At 70.5% G+C, this 17,819-nt stretch carries 14 protein-coding genes; 8 read left to right on the top strand and 6 right to left on the bottom strand.

Annotation, left to right across the window (positions count from 1 at the left end; translation table 11 throughout):
• Positions 1-106: 106 nt before the first annotated feature.
• A complete protein-coding gene (locus tag KY572_RS17735; RefSeq protein ID WP_224243960.1) occupies positions 107-1,030 on the bottom strand; it encodes a bifunctional riboflavin kinase/FAD synthetase in 924 nt (307 codons plus the stop codon).
• Positions 1,031-1,110: 80 nt separating this feature from the next.
• Between KY572_RS17735 and trmB the strand changes: the two genes are divergently transcribed.
• The 8 genes from trmB (at position 1,111) to KY572_RS17695 (ending at position 10,915) form a co-directional block, all read left to right on the top strand.
• The gene (gene trmB / locus KY572_RS17730; protein ID WP_224243959.1) at positions 1,111-1,731 is read left to right on the top strand and encodes a tRNA (guanine(46)-N(7))-methyltransferase TrmB; all 621 of its coding nucleotides are present in this window, start codon (positions 1,111-1,113) and stop codon (positions 1,729-1,731) included.
• Positions 1,732-1,825: 94 nt separating this feature from the next.
• The gene (locus KY572_RS17725) at positions 1,826-2,875 is read left to right on the top strand and encodes a diguanylate cyclase (protein WP_224244355.1); all 1,050 of its coding nucleotides are present in this window, start codon (positions 1,826-1,828) and stop codon (positions 2,873-2,875) included.
• Between the two features lie 47 nt (positions 2,876-2,922).
• Positions 2,923-3,327: a hypothetical protein gene (locus tag KY572_RS17720; RefSeq protein ID WP_224243958.1), complete on the top strand. Its 405-nt coding sequence runs from the start codon at positions 2,923-2,925 to the stop codon at positions 3,325-3,327.
• Between the two features lie 427 nt (positions 3,328-3,754).
• Positions 3,755-4,558 (top strand): hypothetical protein, encoded by an 804-nt coding sequence (locus KY572_RS17715; RefSeq protein WP_224243957.1) that lies wholly within the window; start codon positions 3,755-3,757, stop codon positions 4,556-4,558.
• 12 nt (positions 4,559-4,570) lie between these two features.
• A complete protein-coding gene (locus KY572_RS17710) occupies positions 4,571-4,993 on the top strand; it encodes a cupredoxin domain-containing protein (protein ID WP_224243956.1) in 423 nt (140 codons plus the stop codon).
• 43 nt (positions 4,994-5,036) lie between these two features.
• Positions 5,037-7,985 carry a helicase C-terminal domain-containing protein gene (locus KY572_RS17705; RefSeq protein ID WP_224243955.1) on the top strand — a complete coding sequence of 983 codons (2,949 nt, stop codon included), beginning with the start codon at positions 5,037-5,039 and terminating at the stop codon, positions 7,983-7,985.
• A 124-nt stretch (positions 7,986-8,109) separates the two neighbouring features.
• Positions 8,110-9,645, top strand: a complete 1,536-nt coding sequence (locus tag KY572_RS17700; protein WP_224243954.1) for a type I restriction-modification system subunit M — start codon at positions 8,110-8,112, stop codon at positions 9,643-9,645.
• Positions 9,635-10,915 carry a restriction endonuclease subunit S gene (locus KY572_RS17695; protein WP_224243953.1) on the top strand — a complete coding sequence of 427 codons (1,281 nt, stop codon included), beginning with the start codon at positions 9,635-9,637 and terminating at the stop codon, positions 10,913-10,915. The genes KY572_RS17700 and KY572_RS17695 overlap by 11 nt, the downstream gene beginning before the upstream one ends.
• On the opposite strand, the gene KY572_RS17690 is transcribed toward KY572_RS17695, so the two are convergent.
• The 5 genes from KY572_RS17690 to KY572_RS17670 form a co-directional block, all read right to left on the bottom strand.
• Positions 10,872-13,313, bottom strand: a complete 2,442-nt coding sequence (locus KY572_RS17690; protein WP_224243951.1) for a PAS domain-containing protein — start codon at positions 13,311-13,313, stop codon at positions 10,872-10,874. The genes KY572_RS17695 and KY572_RS17690 overlap by 44 nt on opposite strands.
• Before the next feature lie 12 nt (positions 13,314-13,325).
• Positions 13,326-13,763 carry a response regulator gene (locus tag KY572_RS17685; protein ID WP_224243949.1) on the bottom strand — a complete coding sequence of 146 codons (438 nt, stop codon included), beginning with the start codon at positions 13,761-13,763 and terminating at the stop codon, positions 13,326-13,328.
• Between the two features lie 8 nt (positions 13,764-13,771).
• On the bottom strand, positions 13,772-16,060 hold the full coding sequence (locus tag KY572_RS17680; protein ID WP_224243948.1) for an ATP-binding protein: 2,289 nt from the start codon (positions 16,058-16,060) through the stop codon (positions 13,772-13,774).
• 135 nt (positions 16,061-16,195) lie between these two features.
• Positions 16,196-16,927, bottom strand: coding sequence for a methyl-accepting chemotaxis protein (locus tag KY572_RS17675; RefSeq protein ID WP_224243947.1), 732 nt, complete (start codon positions 16,925-16,927; stop codon positions 16,196-16,198).
• Positions 16,924-17,655 carry a HEAT repeat domain-containing protein gene (locus KY572_RS17670; protein ID WP_224243946.1) on the bottom strand — a complete coding sequence of 244 codons (732 nt, stop codon included), beginning with the start codon at positions 17,653-17,655 and terminating at the stop codon, positions 16,924-16,926. Before KY572_RS17670 ends, KY572_RS17675 begins: the two co-directional genes overlap by 4 nt.
• Positions 17,656-17,819: the final 164 nt, after the last annotated feature.

The raw sequence follows: 17,819 nt of genomic DNA, 5'->3' as shown, positions 1-17,819 counted from the left end.
CCGCCCCGGATTAGAGAGAACCCATGCACGGCCTGTCAAGGTAACTGCCGGAACCTTCCAGAAGCGGCAAACCATTGAACCGACACGGGAAACCCCGTGAAAACCCTCAGACGTCCGCTCGGGCGATGACCGTCCGGGCAGACTCAACGTCCCGCTTGATCTGGCCCGCGAGCTCGGCCACGGAGCCAAAACGCTGCTCGGCGCGCAGCCGCTCCAGGAACTGCACCCGCAATTCCCTGCCATAGAGATCCCCCTGGAAGTCCAGCAGGTGGGCCTCGATGGTGACCACCGAGCCGCCAAAGGTGGGTTTGACGCCGATGTTGGCCACGGCGGGGCGCCACTGCGTGGGCGGGTCCTCCGAGAGCCGCACGCGGATGGCGTAGACCCCCGGAGCGGGCCGCAGCTCGTTCTGCGTGTCCACGTTGGCGGTGGGAAAGCCGATGCCCCTGCCCCGGCCCGCGCCCGGCACCACCGTGCCGTCCAGATCAAAGGGCCGCCCGAGCAGCTTCTGCGCCGCGGCCACCCGGCCCTCGAGGATGTACTCGCGCACCTTGCTGGAGGAGGCCACCACCCCGTCCACGGTGACGGGCGACACCACGTGCACCTGGGCGCCGCGCTGGGCCGCCGCCTGGCGCAGGGTGGCCACCGTGCCCGCGCGCGCCGCTCCGTAGGTGAAGTCGCTGCCCACCACCACGTGCCGGGCGCCCAGCACGTCCAGCAGGGACTCCTCGAAGGCGGCGGCCGGCGTGCGCGCGTACTCGCGGGTGAAGGGCTGCACCACCGCGGCGGTGAGGCCGTGGGCGGCGAACAGCTCCAGCTTGCGCGGCAGGAGGGTGATGAGCTTGGGGGCCAGCTCCGGCTGGAGCACCTTGCCCGGATGGGGCTGGAAGGTGACCGCGGCGGCGGGCGCGTGGCGAAGCGCCTCCGCGAAGAGGGCCTGGTGGCCCACGTGGACACCGTCGAAGTTGCCCAGCGCGACGGCCCCGCCGGCCAGCTCCCGCGCCTCCGACACCGAGTGGAAGACCTTCATGGGCCGTGGATATACCTTCAACCCCGCGCTTTTGCCCTGTTCAAGCCCGCCGCCCTGGGGCATAGAGCGCCGCCTACGTCATGGCTCGTCCCCGCCTGCTGCCCGACCCGGTCGGCCTGAAGTTCGTCAAGCTCGAAGCCCCTCCGGACTGGGACGCGGAGTTCGGCTTCTCCGGGCCGCTGGAGCTGGAGATCGGCTCCGGCGCCGGCGGCCACGCCCTGGAGTACTGCCGCCGCAACCCCCACGTCCGCTACGTGGCCTTCGAGTGGCGCAAGAAGTACGCCCGCGACACCCAGTCGCGCGGCGAGAAGCTGGGGCTGAAGAACCTGCGCGTCATCGAGGCCGATGCCCGCGCGGTGGTGCCCCGCATCTTCGCCTCCGGCTCGCTTTCCGCCGTCCACCTCCAGTTCCCCGACCCGTGGTGGAAGCGCGCCCACTTCAAGCGCGCCATCATCCAGCCGGAGTTCGCGCGTCTGCTGCTGGACAGACTGGCCCCGGGAGGCCGGTTCGACATGCGCACGGACGTGGAGGACCGCGGCCGCACCATGCTCGCCGTGCTGGAGGAGGCCGGCTTCGTCAACCCGCTGGGGCAGGGCGTGTTCCATCCGTATGATCCGGAGGAGGTGCCCTCCACGCGCGAGCGGCGCTACCTCCAGAGCGGCGAGCCCGTCTACAGGGGGCGGCTCGTCAAGCCTGCCTGACGAATCCCCAAGGGGGCGACTTGGCATCGCCCATCCACCCGGAGAGAATCCGGGAACGCCCGTGCGGCATGAGGGTTCTTCGGGGGTGGGGAAGATGATGCCGGAGAGCAGTGCCACCAAGAGGACCCCGGAGGGCGGCCGCCGAGCGGGGCCCACGGGAGAGTATTCGGACCGAACCGTCCTGATCGTCGACGACGATCCGGCGCACGTGCAGCACGTGCGGGAGGGCCTGGCCCCTCACGGCTACCGCTTCCGGGAGGCCCGGGACGGAGCGCAGGCGCTGTCCGCCATCCGCGAGCACCGGCCGGACCTCATCCTGATGGATGTGGAGATGCCCGGCCTGGGCGGCGTGGAGGTGTGCCGCATCATCAAGGCCAACTCGGGCGAGGGCGGCTTCGGCTTCATCCCCGTCATCCTCATGACGGCGCGCCAGGCGGCCGGAAAAGTCGAGGGGCTGGAGCTGGGCGCGGACGACTACCTGGTGAAGCCCTTCGACATGCTGGAGCTGGGCGCCCGGGTGAAGTCCATGCTGCGGCTCAAGGCGCTGCAGGACGCGCTCATCGAGAAGAACCGCGAGTTGGACCGGGCCAACAAGGAGCTGGCCCGCAAGCGCGAGGAGCTCCTGGCGCTCAGCCGGACCGATCCGCTCACCCACCTGTCCAACCGCCGCTACTTCGAGGAGCGGCTGGAGGAGGAGTTCGCCCGCGCCCGGCGCTACCGCTCGCCGCTGTCGCTGGTGATGTTGGACATCGACTATTTCAAGCGCATCAACGACACCTTCGGCCACCCGTTCGGGGACGAGGTGCTGCGCGCCGTGGCCCAGGTGACGCGGGCCCGGCTGCGAGAGGTGGACCTGCTGGCGCGCTACGGCGGCGAGGAGCTCATCGCCCTGCTGCCGGAGACGAGCCCCGCGGACGCGTTGATTGCCTGCGAGCGGGTACGCGAGGCCATCGAGGCCCTGCAGCTGGAGTACCAGGGCCTGGACGGCTCGAAGCGGACGGTGCGCTGCACCGCGTCGCTGGGGGTGGCCTCCATCCCCTCCCCTACCCTTCAGACCTCCCAGGACCTGCTACGCGCGGCCGACGAGTGCCTCTATGCGGCCAAGGGAGCAGGCCGCAATCGCGTTCGCCAGCATGAAGAGTGACACCGAGGCGCTTTGCGGCGGGCGCACTTTGCCCTAGATCTGCTTGCATGCGCCCCTCCGCGATGCCGCTCCTCGTGCTGGCCCTGCTCGCCTTCGGCGGCTGCAAGCGCGCCGATACACCGGTGAATGCCTACACCACCTTCCATGAGCTGGTGAAGAAGGGGGACTACAAGAAGGCCTATGCCGGGCTGTCCCAGCCCACCCGGGATGCGCTGTCAGCCCGGACCCAGGCCCTGAAGGACAGCTCCGGCGGGAGCCTGAAGGCCGAGCCGTATGACCTGCTGTTCACGAATTCCGCTCCGCCGTCGGATGTTACGGAAGTTACGTTGGTCCGTGAGGAAGGGGACGTAGCAACCGTCCGCGTGCTCTCTTCGGGGCAGGAGCGCGAGGTGAAGCTGGTCCGCGAGCCCTCGGGATGGAAGATTGACCTATCAGAATCTCTCAAGCCATGAGCCCCTTGTGCTCCCCCAAGCCATGGCTATCAGGTAGCGTGAGACCGTGAACGATCGGAAACCACGGCGGGTGGCTCCCGCAGTCGAGGTCATCCGGCGCCCAGCAGCGGCGACGCCGGGCAGCGTGTCCCCCACGCAGTCCCCGACCCCGAGTCCCAGCCCCACGCCACGGCCCACGGCGGCATCGCCCACCCCGAGGCCTCCCAGCCCCAGTCCCAGCGCTCCGGTGCCGGCGCCCACCGTCCGGCCCGCCGCCAGCGTTCCTGCGCCGCCGCCCACGGCGCGACCGGCTCCGAGCGCCCCTGCCCCGGCTCCCGCGCCGAAGCCCTCGGTGGGCGCTCCCGCGCCGGGCCCCCGGCCCGCGGGCCCTTCGCCCCGTCCTTCCAGTGGCCCCCGGCCCGGCGGCTCGGGGTTCGGGTCACGCCCCATGGGCGGACGCCCGCCGCCGCGAGGGGCTCCCAGGCCGCCTCCCACGCCCGAGCAGATCCAGGCGCTGGCCCAGAAGGAGCACGTCCCGGCGCGCATCGCCAAGGGCGAGCTCGAGGGGAAGATGAAGTGCCGCATCTGGCGCAAGCTGCACGCCGAGGAGGCCAAGCGCTTCGACCAGGTGTACGAGCTGATGGGCCAGAACCCCGGGCTGTCGCTCGGGGACGCGTTCGGCGTGCTGCAGAGCGGGATGACCGTCGCGGAGTTCATGGCGCGCAAGGAGCGCACCCAGCGCAAGGCGGCCATCAAGCAGGCGCGCGGCGAGGTGGACAACGCCGCGGTGGCCGACTTCCTGGCCGGCCTGGTGTCCGCCAAGACGGAAGTGGCGGTGGTGCTGGCCGAGCGGACGGTGCTGGACACCCTCAGGGCCGAGGAGCCCATCGCCTTCTCCTTCGAGCGGACGGGGCGGCTGGAGAAGCTCCAGGTGGTGCTGCTGGCGCGCCGCTCGGACTGGGAGAAGCTGCTGCCCACGCTGGAGCGCGACCAGAAGCTCACCCAGAAGCCCGCCAGCGTGGCCCGGCAGCCAGACAAGCGCCCGTTCTCCGATCCGCGCCCCTTCCTGCCGCAGGTGGGGCAGACCGTTCGCCTGGTGCTGCGCAACGGCATCACCTTGAAGATGCCGCTGCAGAAGGCGGGGCGGTTCGACCTGCTCCTGGGCGAGCCCGGGAGCGAGCTCTTCGTCCCGCTCCACGCCATCCTGCGCTTCGAGGCCCAGGCTCCCTCCGAGCCGGACTCCGAGGCCTGAGCCGAGAACCGCATGCGTTTCTTTTCGAAGATGATCAAGCCGCTGCTGGCCCTGGCGCTCGCCGGAGCCGTCCTCGCCCAGCAGGGGTGCTCCAAGGAGCAGAAGGCCGAGTCGGCCCCCGCCGCCGCGGCAGCGGCCCCCGCGCAGGCCCGCAAGCCCGGTGATGGGCCCCGCGTCATCACCCTCAGCGTGACGGAGAAGGGCTACGAGCCCAGCCCCATCACCCTGAAGAAGGACGAGCCGGTGAAGCTGGTGGTGACCCGGACCACGGACCACACCTGCGCCACCGAGCTGGTGATGAAGGACTACAACATCAACACCCCGCTCCCGCTCAACCAGCCCGTGGAAATCGCGTTCACCCCGAACAAGTCGGGAACGCTCACCTACGGCTGCGCGATGGGGCAGATGATCAGCGGCGCGTTCATGGTGGAGTGAGGCTCGGCCCGACGCCGGAAGGCGGCTAGGCTGGGCCCTACCCATGGGCGGTGCGGCGGAGCTCTTCACTCGGCATGTGTTCCTCGACCTCGAGACGACGGGGCTCGATCCCCGCGTGGACGAGGTCATCGAGCTGGGTGCCCTCTTCTTCGAGAACGGCCAGGAGGTGCGCCGCATCGCCCGGCTGTACTCGGCCTCTCGCCCCCTGCCCATCACCATCCGCCGGCTGACCGGCATCGACGATGGGATGATCGCGGGCAGGCCGCGCTTCGGCAGCGACGTGGCCGAGCTGCGCGAGGCGCTCGCCGGCTGGACGGTGGTGGCCCACAACGCGCCCTTCGAGAAGGGCTTCCTGCCGGAGCTGCTAGGGCCCATCCGCGCTCCGGTGCTCGACTCGTGCGAGCTGCTGCACTACCTGCACCCGGAGCTGTCGAGCCACTCGCTGGAGGCCATGCTGCGGTGGGCGGGGCAGAAGCCGCGCACCGCGCACCGCGTGGTGACCGACTGCCTGGCGACGCACGCGGTGCTGGTGCACGCGCTGGACGGCTACATCCGCGAGGGCCGCGCGGACGACGTCGCGGACCTCCTGACGACGCTGGACCCCCGCCCTCGCGCGGCGCTGCGGCTGGCCCAGGTGGAGGCGGGTGAGGCGGAGCTGGAGGGTGCCTCCGAGGAGCGCCCCCTGGTGGCGATGCTCTCCCGCCTGTGGGAGGCGTGCCGCGCGACGCCGGTGTCCCTGAAGCTGGAGATGACCGGCGGCTTCCTGGCGGGACGGCCCGAGCGGCTGCGCGCGGGAGGCGCCAAGGCTCCGCCCGAGCCCGAGCCCGGGACGCCGGTGCAGCCCGTGAAGGCGGACGAGGTGGCGGCGCTGCTCGGCCCTGGCGGCGCGCTGGAGCGGATGGAGGAAGGCGGCTTCAAGAGCCGGCCGGCCCAGCTCGAGATGTCCCAGGCGGTGGCGCGCACGCTCTCCGAGGGCGGACAGCTGGCGGTGGAGGCGAGCACCGGCACCGGCAAGTCCCTGGCCTACCTGGCCCCGGCGGCGCTGTTCGCGGCGCGCAACGGCCGGAAGGTGGCGGTGGCGCCGCACACCAAGACGCTGCAGGACCAGCTCATCGAGAAGGACCTGCCACGGCTGCACCGCGCCACGGGCGGCGCCTTCGGCTACGCGCTGCTCAAGGGGCAGACGAACTACATCTGCCGCCGCCGCGCGCTGGACGCGACGCTGGTGGAGCCGGGCATGCGGCACGAGGCCCGCGCCCCTCGCGCGTACCTGCGGGCCTTCCTGCGGCGCAGCCCGGATGGAGACTTGGATCGCCTGAGCCACTGGTTCCGCGAGCGCTTCCCGGTGCTCAACAGCCTGGTGCCGGCGGTGCGCTCGGAGGCGGCGACGACGCTGGGCGAGCGCTGCCCCCACTACCACCGCTGCTACTACCACTCGGCGGTGGCGCAGGCGCGAGCCGCGGACGTGCTCGTCATCAACCAGTCCCTGGCCTTCGCCTGGCCGCCGCGCTACCCCAAGCTGGATCACCTGGTGCTGGACGAGGCGCACGAGGTGGAGGACGTGGCCACCACCGCCCTCACGGTGGAGCTGTCGGATGCGGCCTTCTTCCGGCTCACCGAGCGGCTGCACGGGCGGGACGGGCGGCGCGGCCTCTTCGCCGAGCTTCGCAAGGCCCTGGCCAGCACGCGCAAGGCGGAGGGGCGCGTGCTGATGAGCGAGGTGGAGTCCGCGCTCAATGCCCTGCTCTCCGCGGCCCGGGAGCTGGGAGACCGGGTGACGACGCTGTGCGAGCCCGCCGCGGCGCCCAACGAGGACTCGGACGAGGCGGCCTACGCGCCCGAGCTGCGCGTGACGGAGGCGGTGCGCGCCCAGCCCGCCTGGGCCCCCGTACGCGACGGCATCCAGGAGGTGCACGCCGCGCTGCGGGAGCTGCACAAGCTGCTCTCGGTGCGGCTGCTGGAGGCGTTGCCCGAGCTGGCGGTGCGGCAGCCGGCGCTGGAGCGCGAGCTGTCCGGCGCGGTGTCGGAGCTGGCGGACCTGACGGCGCTGGCGGAGGAGCTGGCCGGTGAGCCTGCCCAGGGGCGGTGCTACGCGGCCACGGCCGAGCCGAAGCGGCAGCGGTGGAGCGTGGGAGCCCAGCCGGTGGACGTCTCGGCGTACGTGTCGCGCGACTTCGCGGCGCAGAAGCGGGCGCTGGTGCTCACCTCGGCGACGCTGAGCACGGGCCCCGAGAGCCCCTTCGTCCTGCGGCGCCTGGGGCTGAACGGGCGCGGAGAGCTCCCCCCGCCCCGGCTGCTGCGAGCCACCTCCCCGTTCCGGCTGCGCGAGCAGGCGCTGGTGGTGCTGGTGACGGACGCGCCGCGCGCCCACGAGGAGCCCTTCGTGGACTGGGCGGCGATGCGCATCTCCGGGCTGGCCCAGGCCATGGGCGGCCGGCTGCTGGGGCTGTTCGCCTCCACGCGGCGCATGGAGCGCGTGGCGCGCGAGGTGCAGACACGGCTGGAGCCGCTGGGCATCGAGGTGCTGCGGCAGACGCGCGGCCACGGGCGCTCGCTGGTGGCCCGGCAGGAGCGCGACGCCGGCACGGTGCTGCTGGGGACGAAGAGCTTCTGGCAGGGCGTGGACATCCCCGGGCGCGGCGTGGGGTGCGTCTTCATCGACAAGCTGCCGCTGGAGCCCCCCAGCCGGCCGCTGGTGGCCGCTCGCGAGGAGGCGTTGACGCGCGGCGGCAGCGACTACCTGGGCTTCGTCCAGTACCGGCTGCCCCGGGCCCTGCTGCTGCTGCGCCAGGGCGTGGGCCGGCTCATCCGCTCCCATGCCGACCGCGGCGTGGTGGTGATTGCCGACCCCGGCAACCCGAGCTACCGGGGCCACCTGCTCGACGCGCTCTCCGGCTACCGGGTGGAGGCCCTGCCCTGGGCCCAGGCCCGGCTGAAGCTCCACGCGGAGCTGCGCGCCATGGGTCTCACAGTGGACCTGACGCGACCCTGAGGACAAATCCTCACCTCCGGGGTGATACATCCAAAAATGTATCGTTTCGCTGTATACACGGGTCCCATGGGAGTTGGGTGCCGCAAGTGATACACTCGCGGAGCATTCCCATTGGGGGGGAACGTTGTCCAGGAACCCAGCACGCGGAGTCCGGAAACAAGCCCACCCGGTCCGGGAACCCACCGGCACTGGTGTCGCGGAGCTCGTCAAGGAGCTCTGGCAGGCCGCCGTCACGCTCCGCGGCTCCATCGAGCCGGCCGAGTACAAGCGCTTCGTCCTGCCGCTCATCTTCCTGCGCTTCCTCTCGCTGCGACACGAGCACCGCCGCCCGGGCGCCTTCGCCGTGCCCCGGAAGGCGCGGTGGAGCGAGCTGCTCGCGCACGCCGACGAGGAGGACATCAAGGTCCGCCTCGACGACGCGCTGGAGGCGCTGGAAGAGGCCTACCCCGAGAGGCTGCGAGGCCTGCTGCCGAGGCTCTATGCCGCGTCGAACATGGACCGGCACAACGTGGCGCAGCTGCTCCGCCTGTTCTCCCGCGAGGTCTTCATCCGAGGGCTGGGCGGAGAGGATCTGCTCGGGCGCGTCTACGAGTACTTCATCGGCGAGTTCGCCTCCTCCGAGGGCAAGCGCGGCGGCGAGTACTTCACCCCGGCCAGCATCGTGCGCCTGCTCGTCGCCATGCTCGAGCCGATGCGGGGCGTCGTCTACGATCCGTGCTGCGGCTCGGGCGGCATGTTCGTGCAGTCGGATCTCTTCGCCCAGCACAGCCGTCAGCTCGCGTTCTTCGGCCAGGAGAGCAAGGAGTTCACCTACCGCCTGTGCCGGATGAACCTGTTCATCCACGGCCTGGATGGCGACATCCGCCTGGGCAACACCTACTTCGAGGACAAGCACCCCACGCTGAAGGCCGACTACATCCTGTCCAACCCGCCCTTCAATGATGGCTCCAAGGGCCGCGAGGGCTGGGGCGCCGACAAGCTCTCCGAGGAGGATCCCCGCCTGGAGATCGCCGGCAAGCGGATGCCGCTCGCGTCCCGCAACGCCAACCCGATGTGGATGATGCACTTCCTGCATCACCTCAAGGAGGGCGGCTCGGCGGGCTTCGTCATGGCGGCCGGAGAGCTCTCCAACAACCACGCGGGGCGGCTCGAGGTGCGCTCCACCCTCATCGAGTCCGACTTCGTGGACTGCGTGGTGCAGCTCTCCTCGCAGCTCTTCGCCAACACGCAGATCCCGTGCACCCTGTGGTTCCTCTCGAAGGCCCGCGCCGGGGGACGGGGCGGCCGCAAGCGGCAGGGAGAGCTCCTCTTCATCGACGGGCGAGCGCTGGGAGCCATGATTCCGGGCTCGCGCAAGCAGCGGCAGCTCAGCGACGAGGACGTGGAGCGCATCGCGTCCGTCTACCGCGAGTTCCGCAGCACCGGCCGCCCCGAGGAGGTGCCGGGCTTCGCGCGAGTGGCCACCCTCCAGGAGGTGCGCGACCACGCCTATGCCCTCACGCCCGGGCGCTACGTGGGGTCCGCCGACGTCGAGGAGGCGGAGGACTTCGAGGAGCGACTGCCCCGGCTGACCGCGCAGCTGGAGAAGGAGCTCGCCAGGGCCGAGAGCCTGGACGAGCGGCTCCGCGCGCTGGTGAAGGACCTCCTCCGTGGGGCGTGAGCGCCGGACCGTGACGCTGGGAGAGCTCTGCGAGTTCCGCGGCGGAGTGGCCTTCCCGCTCCGGTACCAGGGGCGGCCCCGGGGCGACTTCCCGTTCATCAAGGTCAGCGACCTGAGCCGCCCGGGCAACGAGCTGTTCATCTCTCGCGCCGAGCACTGGGTGGACGCGGAGACCGCCTCCGCCTTGAGGGCCAGGCCCGTGCCGGCCTCCTCCATCATCTTCGCCAAGGTGGGCGAGGCGATCCGGCAGAACCGCAAGCGGTTGACCACGCGCCCCACGCTGCTGGACAACAACCTGATGGCCGCCGTCCCCCGGGAGGGCGTGGAGCCCCGCTTCCTCTACTACCTGCTGTGCACGCTCGACTTCGAGGAGCAGATCGAGGGCTCGGCCCTGCCGTACCTCAAGGCGTCCGTGCTGGAGCAGATCGAGGTGGAGCTGCCTGCGCTCCAGGAGCAGCGGCGCATCGCGGAGGTGCTCGGGACGATCGACGAGCGCATCGAGCTCGCCCGGCAGCTCAACCGCACGCTCGAGGCGCTGGCCTCGAAGCTGTTCCAGGCCTGGTTCGTCGAGTTCTACCCCGTGGTGGCGAAGTCCGAGGGACGGCAGCCGCTGGGAATGAGCGAAGAGGTCGCGGCGCTGTTCCCGGACGAGCTCGTCATGACGGAGGGCGACCCGCTGCCCCAGGGCTGGCGCTGGGGCACGCTGGGAGACGTCGCGCGGCAGGTGCGCGAGCGGACACGCCCGGGAGGGCTCGAGGGCTCCACGCCCTATATCGGCCTGGAGCACATGCCCCAGCGCTCCATCACCCTGGCCCACTGGGGCACCGCCGCGCAGGTGCAGAGCCAGAAGTCCCGCTTCCGCAAGGGGCACGTGCTGTTCGGCAAGCTGCGCCCCTACTTCCACAAGGTGGGCATCGCCCCCGTCGAGGGCGTCTGCTCCACCGACATCCTCGTGGTGGAGCCCTTCGAGGAGTCCTTCTTCAGCTTCGTGCTCGGACACCTCTCCAGCGTCGAGTTCGTCAGCTTCGCCAACGCCGGCTCCGATGGTACGCGGATGCCTCGCACGAGCTGGGAGCGCATGGCGCGCTACCCCATCGCCCTGCCGGACGAGCCGTGCGTCGCGGCGTTCGACCGACTCACGCGCCCCCTCTTCGACAAGCTGCTCGCCAACATCGAGGAGGGCCGGACGCTGCTGCAGCTCCGGGAGCTGCTGCTGCCCTGGCTGCTCACGGGCGAGGCGCCTGCCCCCGCCGAGGCAGACGCACCCTGAACACGGTGCCCTCGCCCTCCCGCGAGCTGACGGAGACGGTGCCGCGGTGGGCCTCCACGATGTGCTTCACGATGTAGAGCCCCAGGCCCACGCTCCGGCTGGCCTTGTCCTCCTGGGAGGTGGCGCGCTGCATGGGCTCGAAGAGGTGCGGCAGCCGCTCGGCGGGAATGGGCGCGCCCTGGTTGTGGACGGACAGCTCCACCTCCGCGCCCTCCCCGTGCAGGCGGACCTGGATGCCCGTGTCCTCGGGGCTGTACTTCAGCGCGTTCTGGAGGAGGTTGGTGAGCACCTGCGCCAGCCGATCCCCATCCCACGCGCCAGCCGTGTCTCCCGTCGCCTCGAGGCTGAGCCGCCGGTACGGGAAGGCCTGGCGCACCTCCTCCAGCACCTGGGCGACGACCTCGCGCGCGTCGAGCTCGCGCACCTGCAGGGGGATGCCGCCTCCCAGCCGCGCCTGGGTGAAGTCGAGCAGGTCGCGGATCATCCGGCTCGCGCGCTCCGCGGAGGACTGGATGCGCGTCATCATCTTCAGGGTGCGCTCGTCCAGGCCCCCCTGGACCACGGCCATGGCCGACTGCATGAGGATGGCCGACAGCGGGTTCTTCAAGTCATGGCTGACGATGCCGACGAGCTGCCGCTCGAAGTCCGCGCGTTTGCGCTCGGCCTCCCTCTGGCGCAGCAGGTCGAGCTCCAATGTCTTTCGCTCGGTGATGTCGTAGCAGACGCCGAGGATGCGCTTGGGGGGATCTCGCCCGTCGCGGATCATGCTGCCCCTGCAGACGACCCAGCGCAGGCCTCCTCCCGGCGGCAGGACGCGAAACTCCAGCTCATACTCCGACTTCGAGCCCGCCCTCAGGAAGTCCTGGAAGAAGGCCCGCTCCCGGGTCAGATCCTCGGGGTGCACGTGCTCGCTCAGCATCCCCGCGGAGAGCGGCACCTGCTCAGGCAGCCCCAGGAGCGCCCTGCCCACCGTGTCCATGTCGATGCGATCCGCCGCGAGCTCCCATGCCCAGGTACCGAGCCGGCCCGCCTCCAGCGCCATGCGCCGCTGCGTCTCGCTCTCCTGGAGCGCCGCGTAGAGCCGGGCGCGCTCGGCCTCCGCGCCCCGCTCCTCCGTCACGTCCCAGTTGGCGCCGATCCACTCGCGCACCACCCCATCCGAGCCTCGCACGGGGACGCCCTGGGAGAGGTGGATCCGCCAGCTCCCATCTCGCGCGCGGACGCGGAACTCCGCCCGGAACAGCTGCTCCGTCCGGACGGCCTCGCTCCACTGCCGCAGGACGGCTTCCTGGTCCTCCGGATGGAGGGCATCCATCCACTGCAGCCCCGTCGACCGCTCAAGGGACTGCCCCAACCGCCCCTCGTGGACGGTGATGTTGGTGGCCCCCTGGCCGGACGCATCCGCGCGCCACACCACGGGCGAAGAGGCCAGGATGAGCGCCCGGAAGCGCTCCTCTTCCAGCCGGGCCGAGTCGCGCGCCAGGCGCGCTTCCTCGTACATGCGCGCTCGATCCAGCGCCTGGGCGCACTGGCGCGCGAGCACGAGGATGAAGTCCCGCTCCTCTTCCTCGAAGACGCGCGGCTGGGAGAAGAAGAAGATGACGGCGCCCAGCCGCTGATCCCCCACGCGCAGCGAGAGCGCCGCCAGCGCCGGGTACTGGGGATGAACCCCCTTCAGGACCGGATAGCGGGAGACGCGATCCTCCAGGCTCTCGCTGGTGATGAGCGCTCCCGTGCGCGCCGCATCCGTGATGGGGAGCGCGACGTTGAGCAGGATGCGCTTCCAGTCCTGGAGCTCCTCCTGCTGGAAGCCCGTGCTGGCGTCCAGCTCGAGGGAGTCCCCGTCCCGGGAGAGCAGCGCCAGGTAGGCCGCCGCCGCGCCCAGCGCATCCATCGCCTGCTGCAGGAAGACGTCGACCACCTGCCGAGGCAGCCGCGCGCGCGACAGCTCCGCCGTCACCTGCTGCAGCCGGGCGGTGCGCCAGGCCGCCTTCTCCACCCGGCGCTGGAGCCGGTCCTTCGTGATGGCGTTGGTGATGGCCCGGTTGAGGGACGAGGCGGTGACGTCGTCCTTGAAGAGGAAGTCGGTGGCCCCGGCCTCGAGCATCTGGCGGGCGACGTCCGCGCGCCCGGTGCTCGTCAGCGCGACGACGGGCGTGTTCCACCCAGGCAGGGCGCGCAGGGCCCGAAGCGTCTCCAGGCCCCCCATGCGAGGCATGTGGTGGTCGAGCAGCACGGCGTCGAAGGTCTCCCTCCGACAGGCCTCGACGCCGACATCCCCCGTGGGCGCCTCCTCCACGAGGTTCTGGTGCTCCACGTCCCGCAGGAGGAAGCGCCTGAAGGCGACACGGTCCTCCCTGCTGTCATCCACGATCAGGATACGCCGCTGGGGCTTCATCGCCGGTTCCTTCTACGCTCCCCTCGAGGGCAGAACAGCGGCACCGAACCAGTAGTCCAGCATCGCGCGGAGGTGGCGCACCTGCTCCTCCATATCCATGAGCTTCACCTGATAGGCGGCGGCGCCGTGGCGATAGCAGAAGTCCACGTCCCGGAGGTTGGCGGAGGTGGAGAAGATCACGACGGGCAGGGACTTGAAGTCCTCGCTGGCCTTCAGCTGCTGGAGGAAGGAGCGGCCGTCCTCGCCCGGCAGGTTCAGGTCCAGCAGGACGAGGCAGGGGCGCGTGGGAGCCTCGAGCGCGGCGCTCGGGCCGCGCAGGTAGGCCCAGGCGTTGCGCGCCGTGTCGCAGTGCTGGACGGGCCGGGTGAAGTTCAGCTTGCGGAAGGCGCGCCGCAGCACCTCCACGTCCTCGGGGCTGTCCTCGACGAGCAGAATCGGGCGCTGCTGCATGGCCGCCGCTACTCCCTTCCGAGGGTGAAGTAGAAGGTCGTCCCCGCTCCCTCGCGAGAGGCGAGCCAGATCCTTCCCCCGTGGCGCTCGATCACCTTGCGGATGATGGTGAGGCCCATCCCCGTGCCTCCGCCATACTCCGTCTGGGGGTGCAGCCGCTTGAAGAGGCGGAAGATCTCCTCCCGGGAGTCCTCGGGAATGCCGATGCCGTTGTCCTTCACGTAGAGACACAGCCGGGCGCCCTCGGCCTCCTTCGGGAAGCCGGGCTCACCCGCGGCCACGTAGCCGAGCTCCACCTTGCGCTCGGGCTTGTCGTTGTACTTGAGGGCGTTGGACAGGAGGTTGGAGTACACCTCGAGCAGGCCCGTGCGATCCGCGTGGACGGTGGGCAGGGGCCGGGGGATCGACACCTCCGTGCCCGTCTCCGTCACACGCGCGCCCACCATCTCCAGGGCGTCGTTCACCAGGGCCCCCAGCTCGAGCGGCTCGAGGTGGAGCGGGCTCTTGCCCAGCCGGGAGAAGTGCAGGAGCGAGTCGATGAGGGCCTGCATGCGCTTGCTCAGCCGGACCACCGTGGCCAGCTTCTGGCGCCCCTCCTCGTCCAGCGTCTGCGCGTAGTCCTCCGTCAGGAAGGTGGCGTAGTTGTAGATGCCGCGCAGCGGCTCCTTGAGATCGTGGCTGGCCACGTAGGCGAAGGAGTCCAGCTCCTCGTTGCTGCGGAACAGCTCCAGGTTGAGGCGGGAGATCTCCTCGCTGCGGCGGAAGACGATCTCCGTCAGGGCGTCGCGCAAGAGCTGGGCGGCCTCCAGCTCCACGTCGAGCCAGGGCAGGGAGCGGCGCTCGACGGTCTGCTTCCAGAGCTCGAAGGACTTGCGGGGCGTCAGCCTGTCGCCCATGGGCCCGATCTCCACGGGCTTGTAGGGATCGCCCGCCCAGTTGACGGTCTGGATCGTCTCCGGCCGGAACCACAGGACGTACTCTCCCCGCGGGCGGGAGATGGGCACTGCCAGCACGCCACACGCGGTGTCCTTGAAGGCCTCCGCGGGCGGGTAGAGCTCCGGCAGCATGTCCGTGGCGAAGAGCTCGCTGCCGTGCGAGCTCCTGAGCCACTCCACCAGCAGGCGCACCTGGGCCTCGCTCGGGGTGGTCCCCAGCAGCCGGCACTCGCCCTCGGCCAGCATGGCCGCGCCGCCACACTCCATGAAGTCTCCCAGCCCGGGCTGGCACGCGGTCAGCACCTCCAGCAGACGCTCCTGCCGGGCCGCGCTCTGGACCATGCACCGGTGGACGTTGCTCATCCGCTCCCGGTAGCGCGCGTCCTCGTGGCGGCCCTTGTCCACCACCTGCAGCGAGACGACGCGGGACATCACCTCGCACGCGGTGCGCACGTCATACGGCACCTGACGGGGGCTGTAGTGGTGGCACGCCACCAGGCCCCACAGCTTGTCGCCCGCAGAGATGGCCAGGGTGAGCGAGGCCCTCACGCCCATGTTGATGAGGTACTCGGTGTACATCCGCGAGGCGCCGCGCAGGAAGCCGAAGCTCATGTCCAGCGGCTTGCCCGTGAGCGGGTTGAGCTCCGGCACCACCCGGGAGGGGGCGTATTGCGCGTCCGGCAGCATCCGCACCGTGTTGAGCAGGAAGAGCGCCCGCGCCTGGGAGGGGATGTCGCTCGCCGGGTAGTGGAGATCCAGGTACGAGGGCAGGCCCATGTCCCGGGCCATGTCCTCCGCGATGACGTGGCCGCTCCAGTCCTTCTGGAACTTGTAGATCATCACCCGGTCGTAGCCGCTGACGCGCCGGATCTCCTCGGCCACCATCTGGCAGAACTCGCGCACCGTCCGAGCGGACTGGAAGCGCGCCACGCCGCGCTTCATCAGCTCATAGAAGTCCGGCTGGCGCACGGAGCTGGCGCGCACCGGCTCGAGCTCCATCATGAGCAGCCCGTCATGCAGGTGGACGATGACGTGGAAGGGCCCGCTGCCGAGCACGTAGGCGGTGAAGGCGTAGAGCGGGTTGTCCTCCAGCCGCTCGGTGCGCAGGGTGCTCCGCAGGAAGACCAGCTGCTCGGTGTCCAGCAGGGCATCCACGCCCTTGCCCAGGACGGCGTCCACGGGCACCCCCAGGTACTGGAGCGTGTTGTCGCTCGCCTGGAGGATGTTCAGGCTCGAGGGCTCCAGCGCCAGGAGCACGCCGTGGGCCTGGATGTGGCCGGGAATGTGGATGGGTTCCCGATCACAGTTCGTCAGGTCGATCTTCTGCCCAGGCGGTAGCGTGCCCTTGAAGGCGTCGTGCAAGCAGGTCCTCCCCCGCGCCAGCTCATGGCGGAGAACCCCTTTAATGCGCAGCGAATGCCTTCCTGACAACAGCCAAGCGGCGCGGAATTCACGGAGCGTCGCTTAGACGTCAGCCGCCGCGTCCCGGCTCGGGCGTCAGAGCCGGCCCCGGATACGGGACTCCAGGGTGCGCAGGTCGTCGACCCACTCGCCCTTGACCCCCTCCGCCTGCGCGCGCTCCAGCGCGTGCGAGATGACCAGCACGTCATCCTCGTGCTGCTTGCGCAGCACGTGCATCATGCCACGCGTGGCGTCGAAGATGTCCTTGAGCTCGTCCGTCTCGCGCAGGCCATAGGGCGGCGGACGGATCTGCCCGGCGGCCACGTCCTTCACCATGCGGCGGATGCGCATCAGCGGCCCGGCCACCCGGTGGGTGAGCACGATGGTGGTCAGCGAGACGAAGACGAGGAACCCGATCAGCGTGCCCGAGAACACCAGCCACAGGGTGCGCTGGCGCTGCACCAGCGCCTCGCGCTGGGCGACGATGGCGGTCCGCTCGGCCTCGTAGCGCTCGTCGATGGCCTTCGAGGTGGACTGCAGCTGCGCCACGAAGACGGGGTCCCCCATCTTCTTGATGAGCTCGTTGGACAGGGCGGTGTTGGACAGCTCGCGGCTGGCCTCCGCGGCGCGCGAGCGGGCCTCCAGCGAGTGGCTGGCCTCGTCCAGCAGCGCCTGCGTGTTCTTGAAGAGGAACACCCCCAGCACCGCCGCCACCACCAGCGTCACGGCGATGAGGTAGGCCGCGAACTTGAGCTGGAACTTCGGCTCGATGAGGAAGTTGCGCCACCGGCGCTTCTTGCTGCCGTCCTGTTGGGAGTTGTCTCTCATGTCTTCCACTCGAAGGTTTGCGCGACGTCCTGGATGGCCTTGGGCACCAGCGCCTTGAGGAGGTCTTCGGGACCGGCTCCGCTCGCCTGCACGTCTACCTGACCGAGCAGGGCCAGATCCGGATAGCTGAGGCAGAGAAGTGCGATACGCAACCCTCCGCTCTCGGTGGTCTGGATCTCCGCGCTGAGGCGGAAGCCGGAGATGTTGTGCTTCTTGAGGACGCCCTGGGCGGCCTTCTTCGGCTCCTTGGCTGGAGCCAGCAGCGCGCCGGCCTGGATGAGCCGCCGCTTGAGGCGCTCCTCGGTGACCTTCACCAGCTGCGCCGGCAGCGCGCCGGTCTTGTCCTTCACGCCGGTGAAGTCCACGTAGATGCGCGGGGGCCGGGCCTTGAAGTCCTCGAGCGCCTTGATGGCCTCGCGGACGGCCACCAGGGTGGCCGCGTCCGTCTCCTTGTGCTTCTTCAGGCAGTCCAGCCCGGCCATCTCCCGCAGCGTGGCCAGCCCCTTGGCGGCGGCGGCGCGGACCAGCTCGCTGGCATCCCCCAGCCCCGTGCACAAGGGCTGGACGGCCTCGGGCTCCTCGGTGGCGCCCAGCACCAGGGCCGCCTGGGAGCGGGCGCGGGGATCCTTGCCCTTCTCGAGCTGCTTCGTGAGGAAGGCCACGCGGGCATCCACCTGCGCCAGGGCAGGCAGGGCCAACAGCAGGAGCGCAATGGTCAGCAACCGCATGGGGTGGCCCGGCAGTCTAGCGCACCGGGCCCGCCCGCTGGAATGATCTCCCAGTCTTCCCTACCCGGCCCTTGCGCACGGGGCTCCCGCCCTCCCCCGCCGCTCGGCTGCCCGGCTGGGGGGCCACAGGTGAGCAAGAACTCCTGCGGGGCGCCCTCTTGTGG

Source organism: Hyalangium gracile, assembly GCF_020103725.1.
GTDB lineage: Bacteria > Myxococcota > Myxococcia > Myxococcales > Myxococcaceae > Hyalangium > Hyalangium gracile.
The sequence above is the reverse complement of the archived record's forward strand: the minus strand, read 5'-3'. Positions and strand labels throughout refer to the sequence as shown.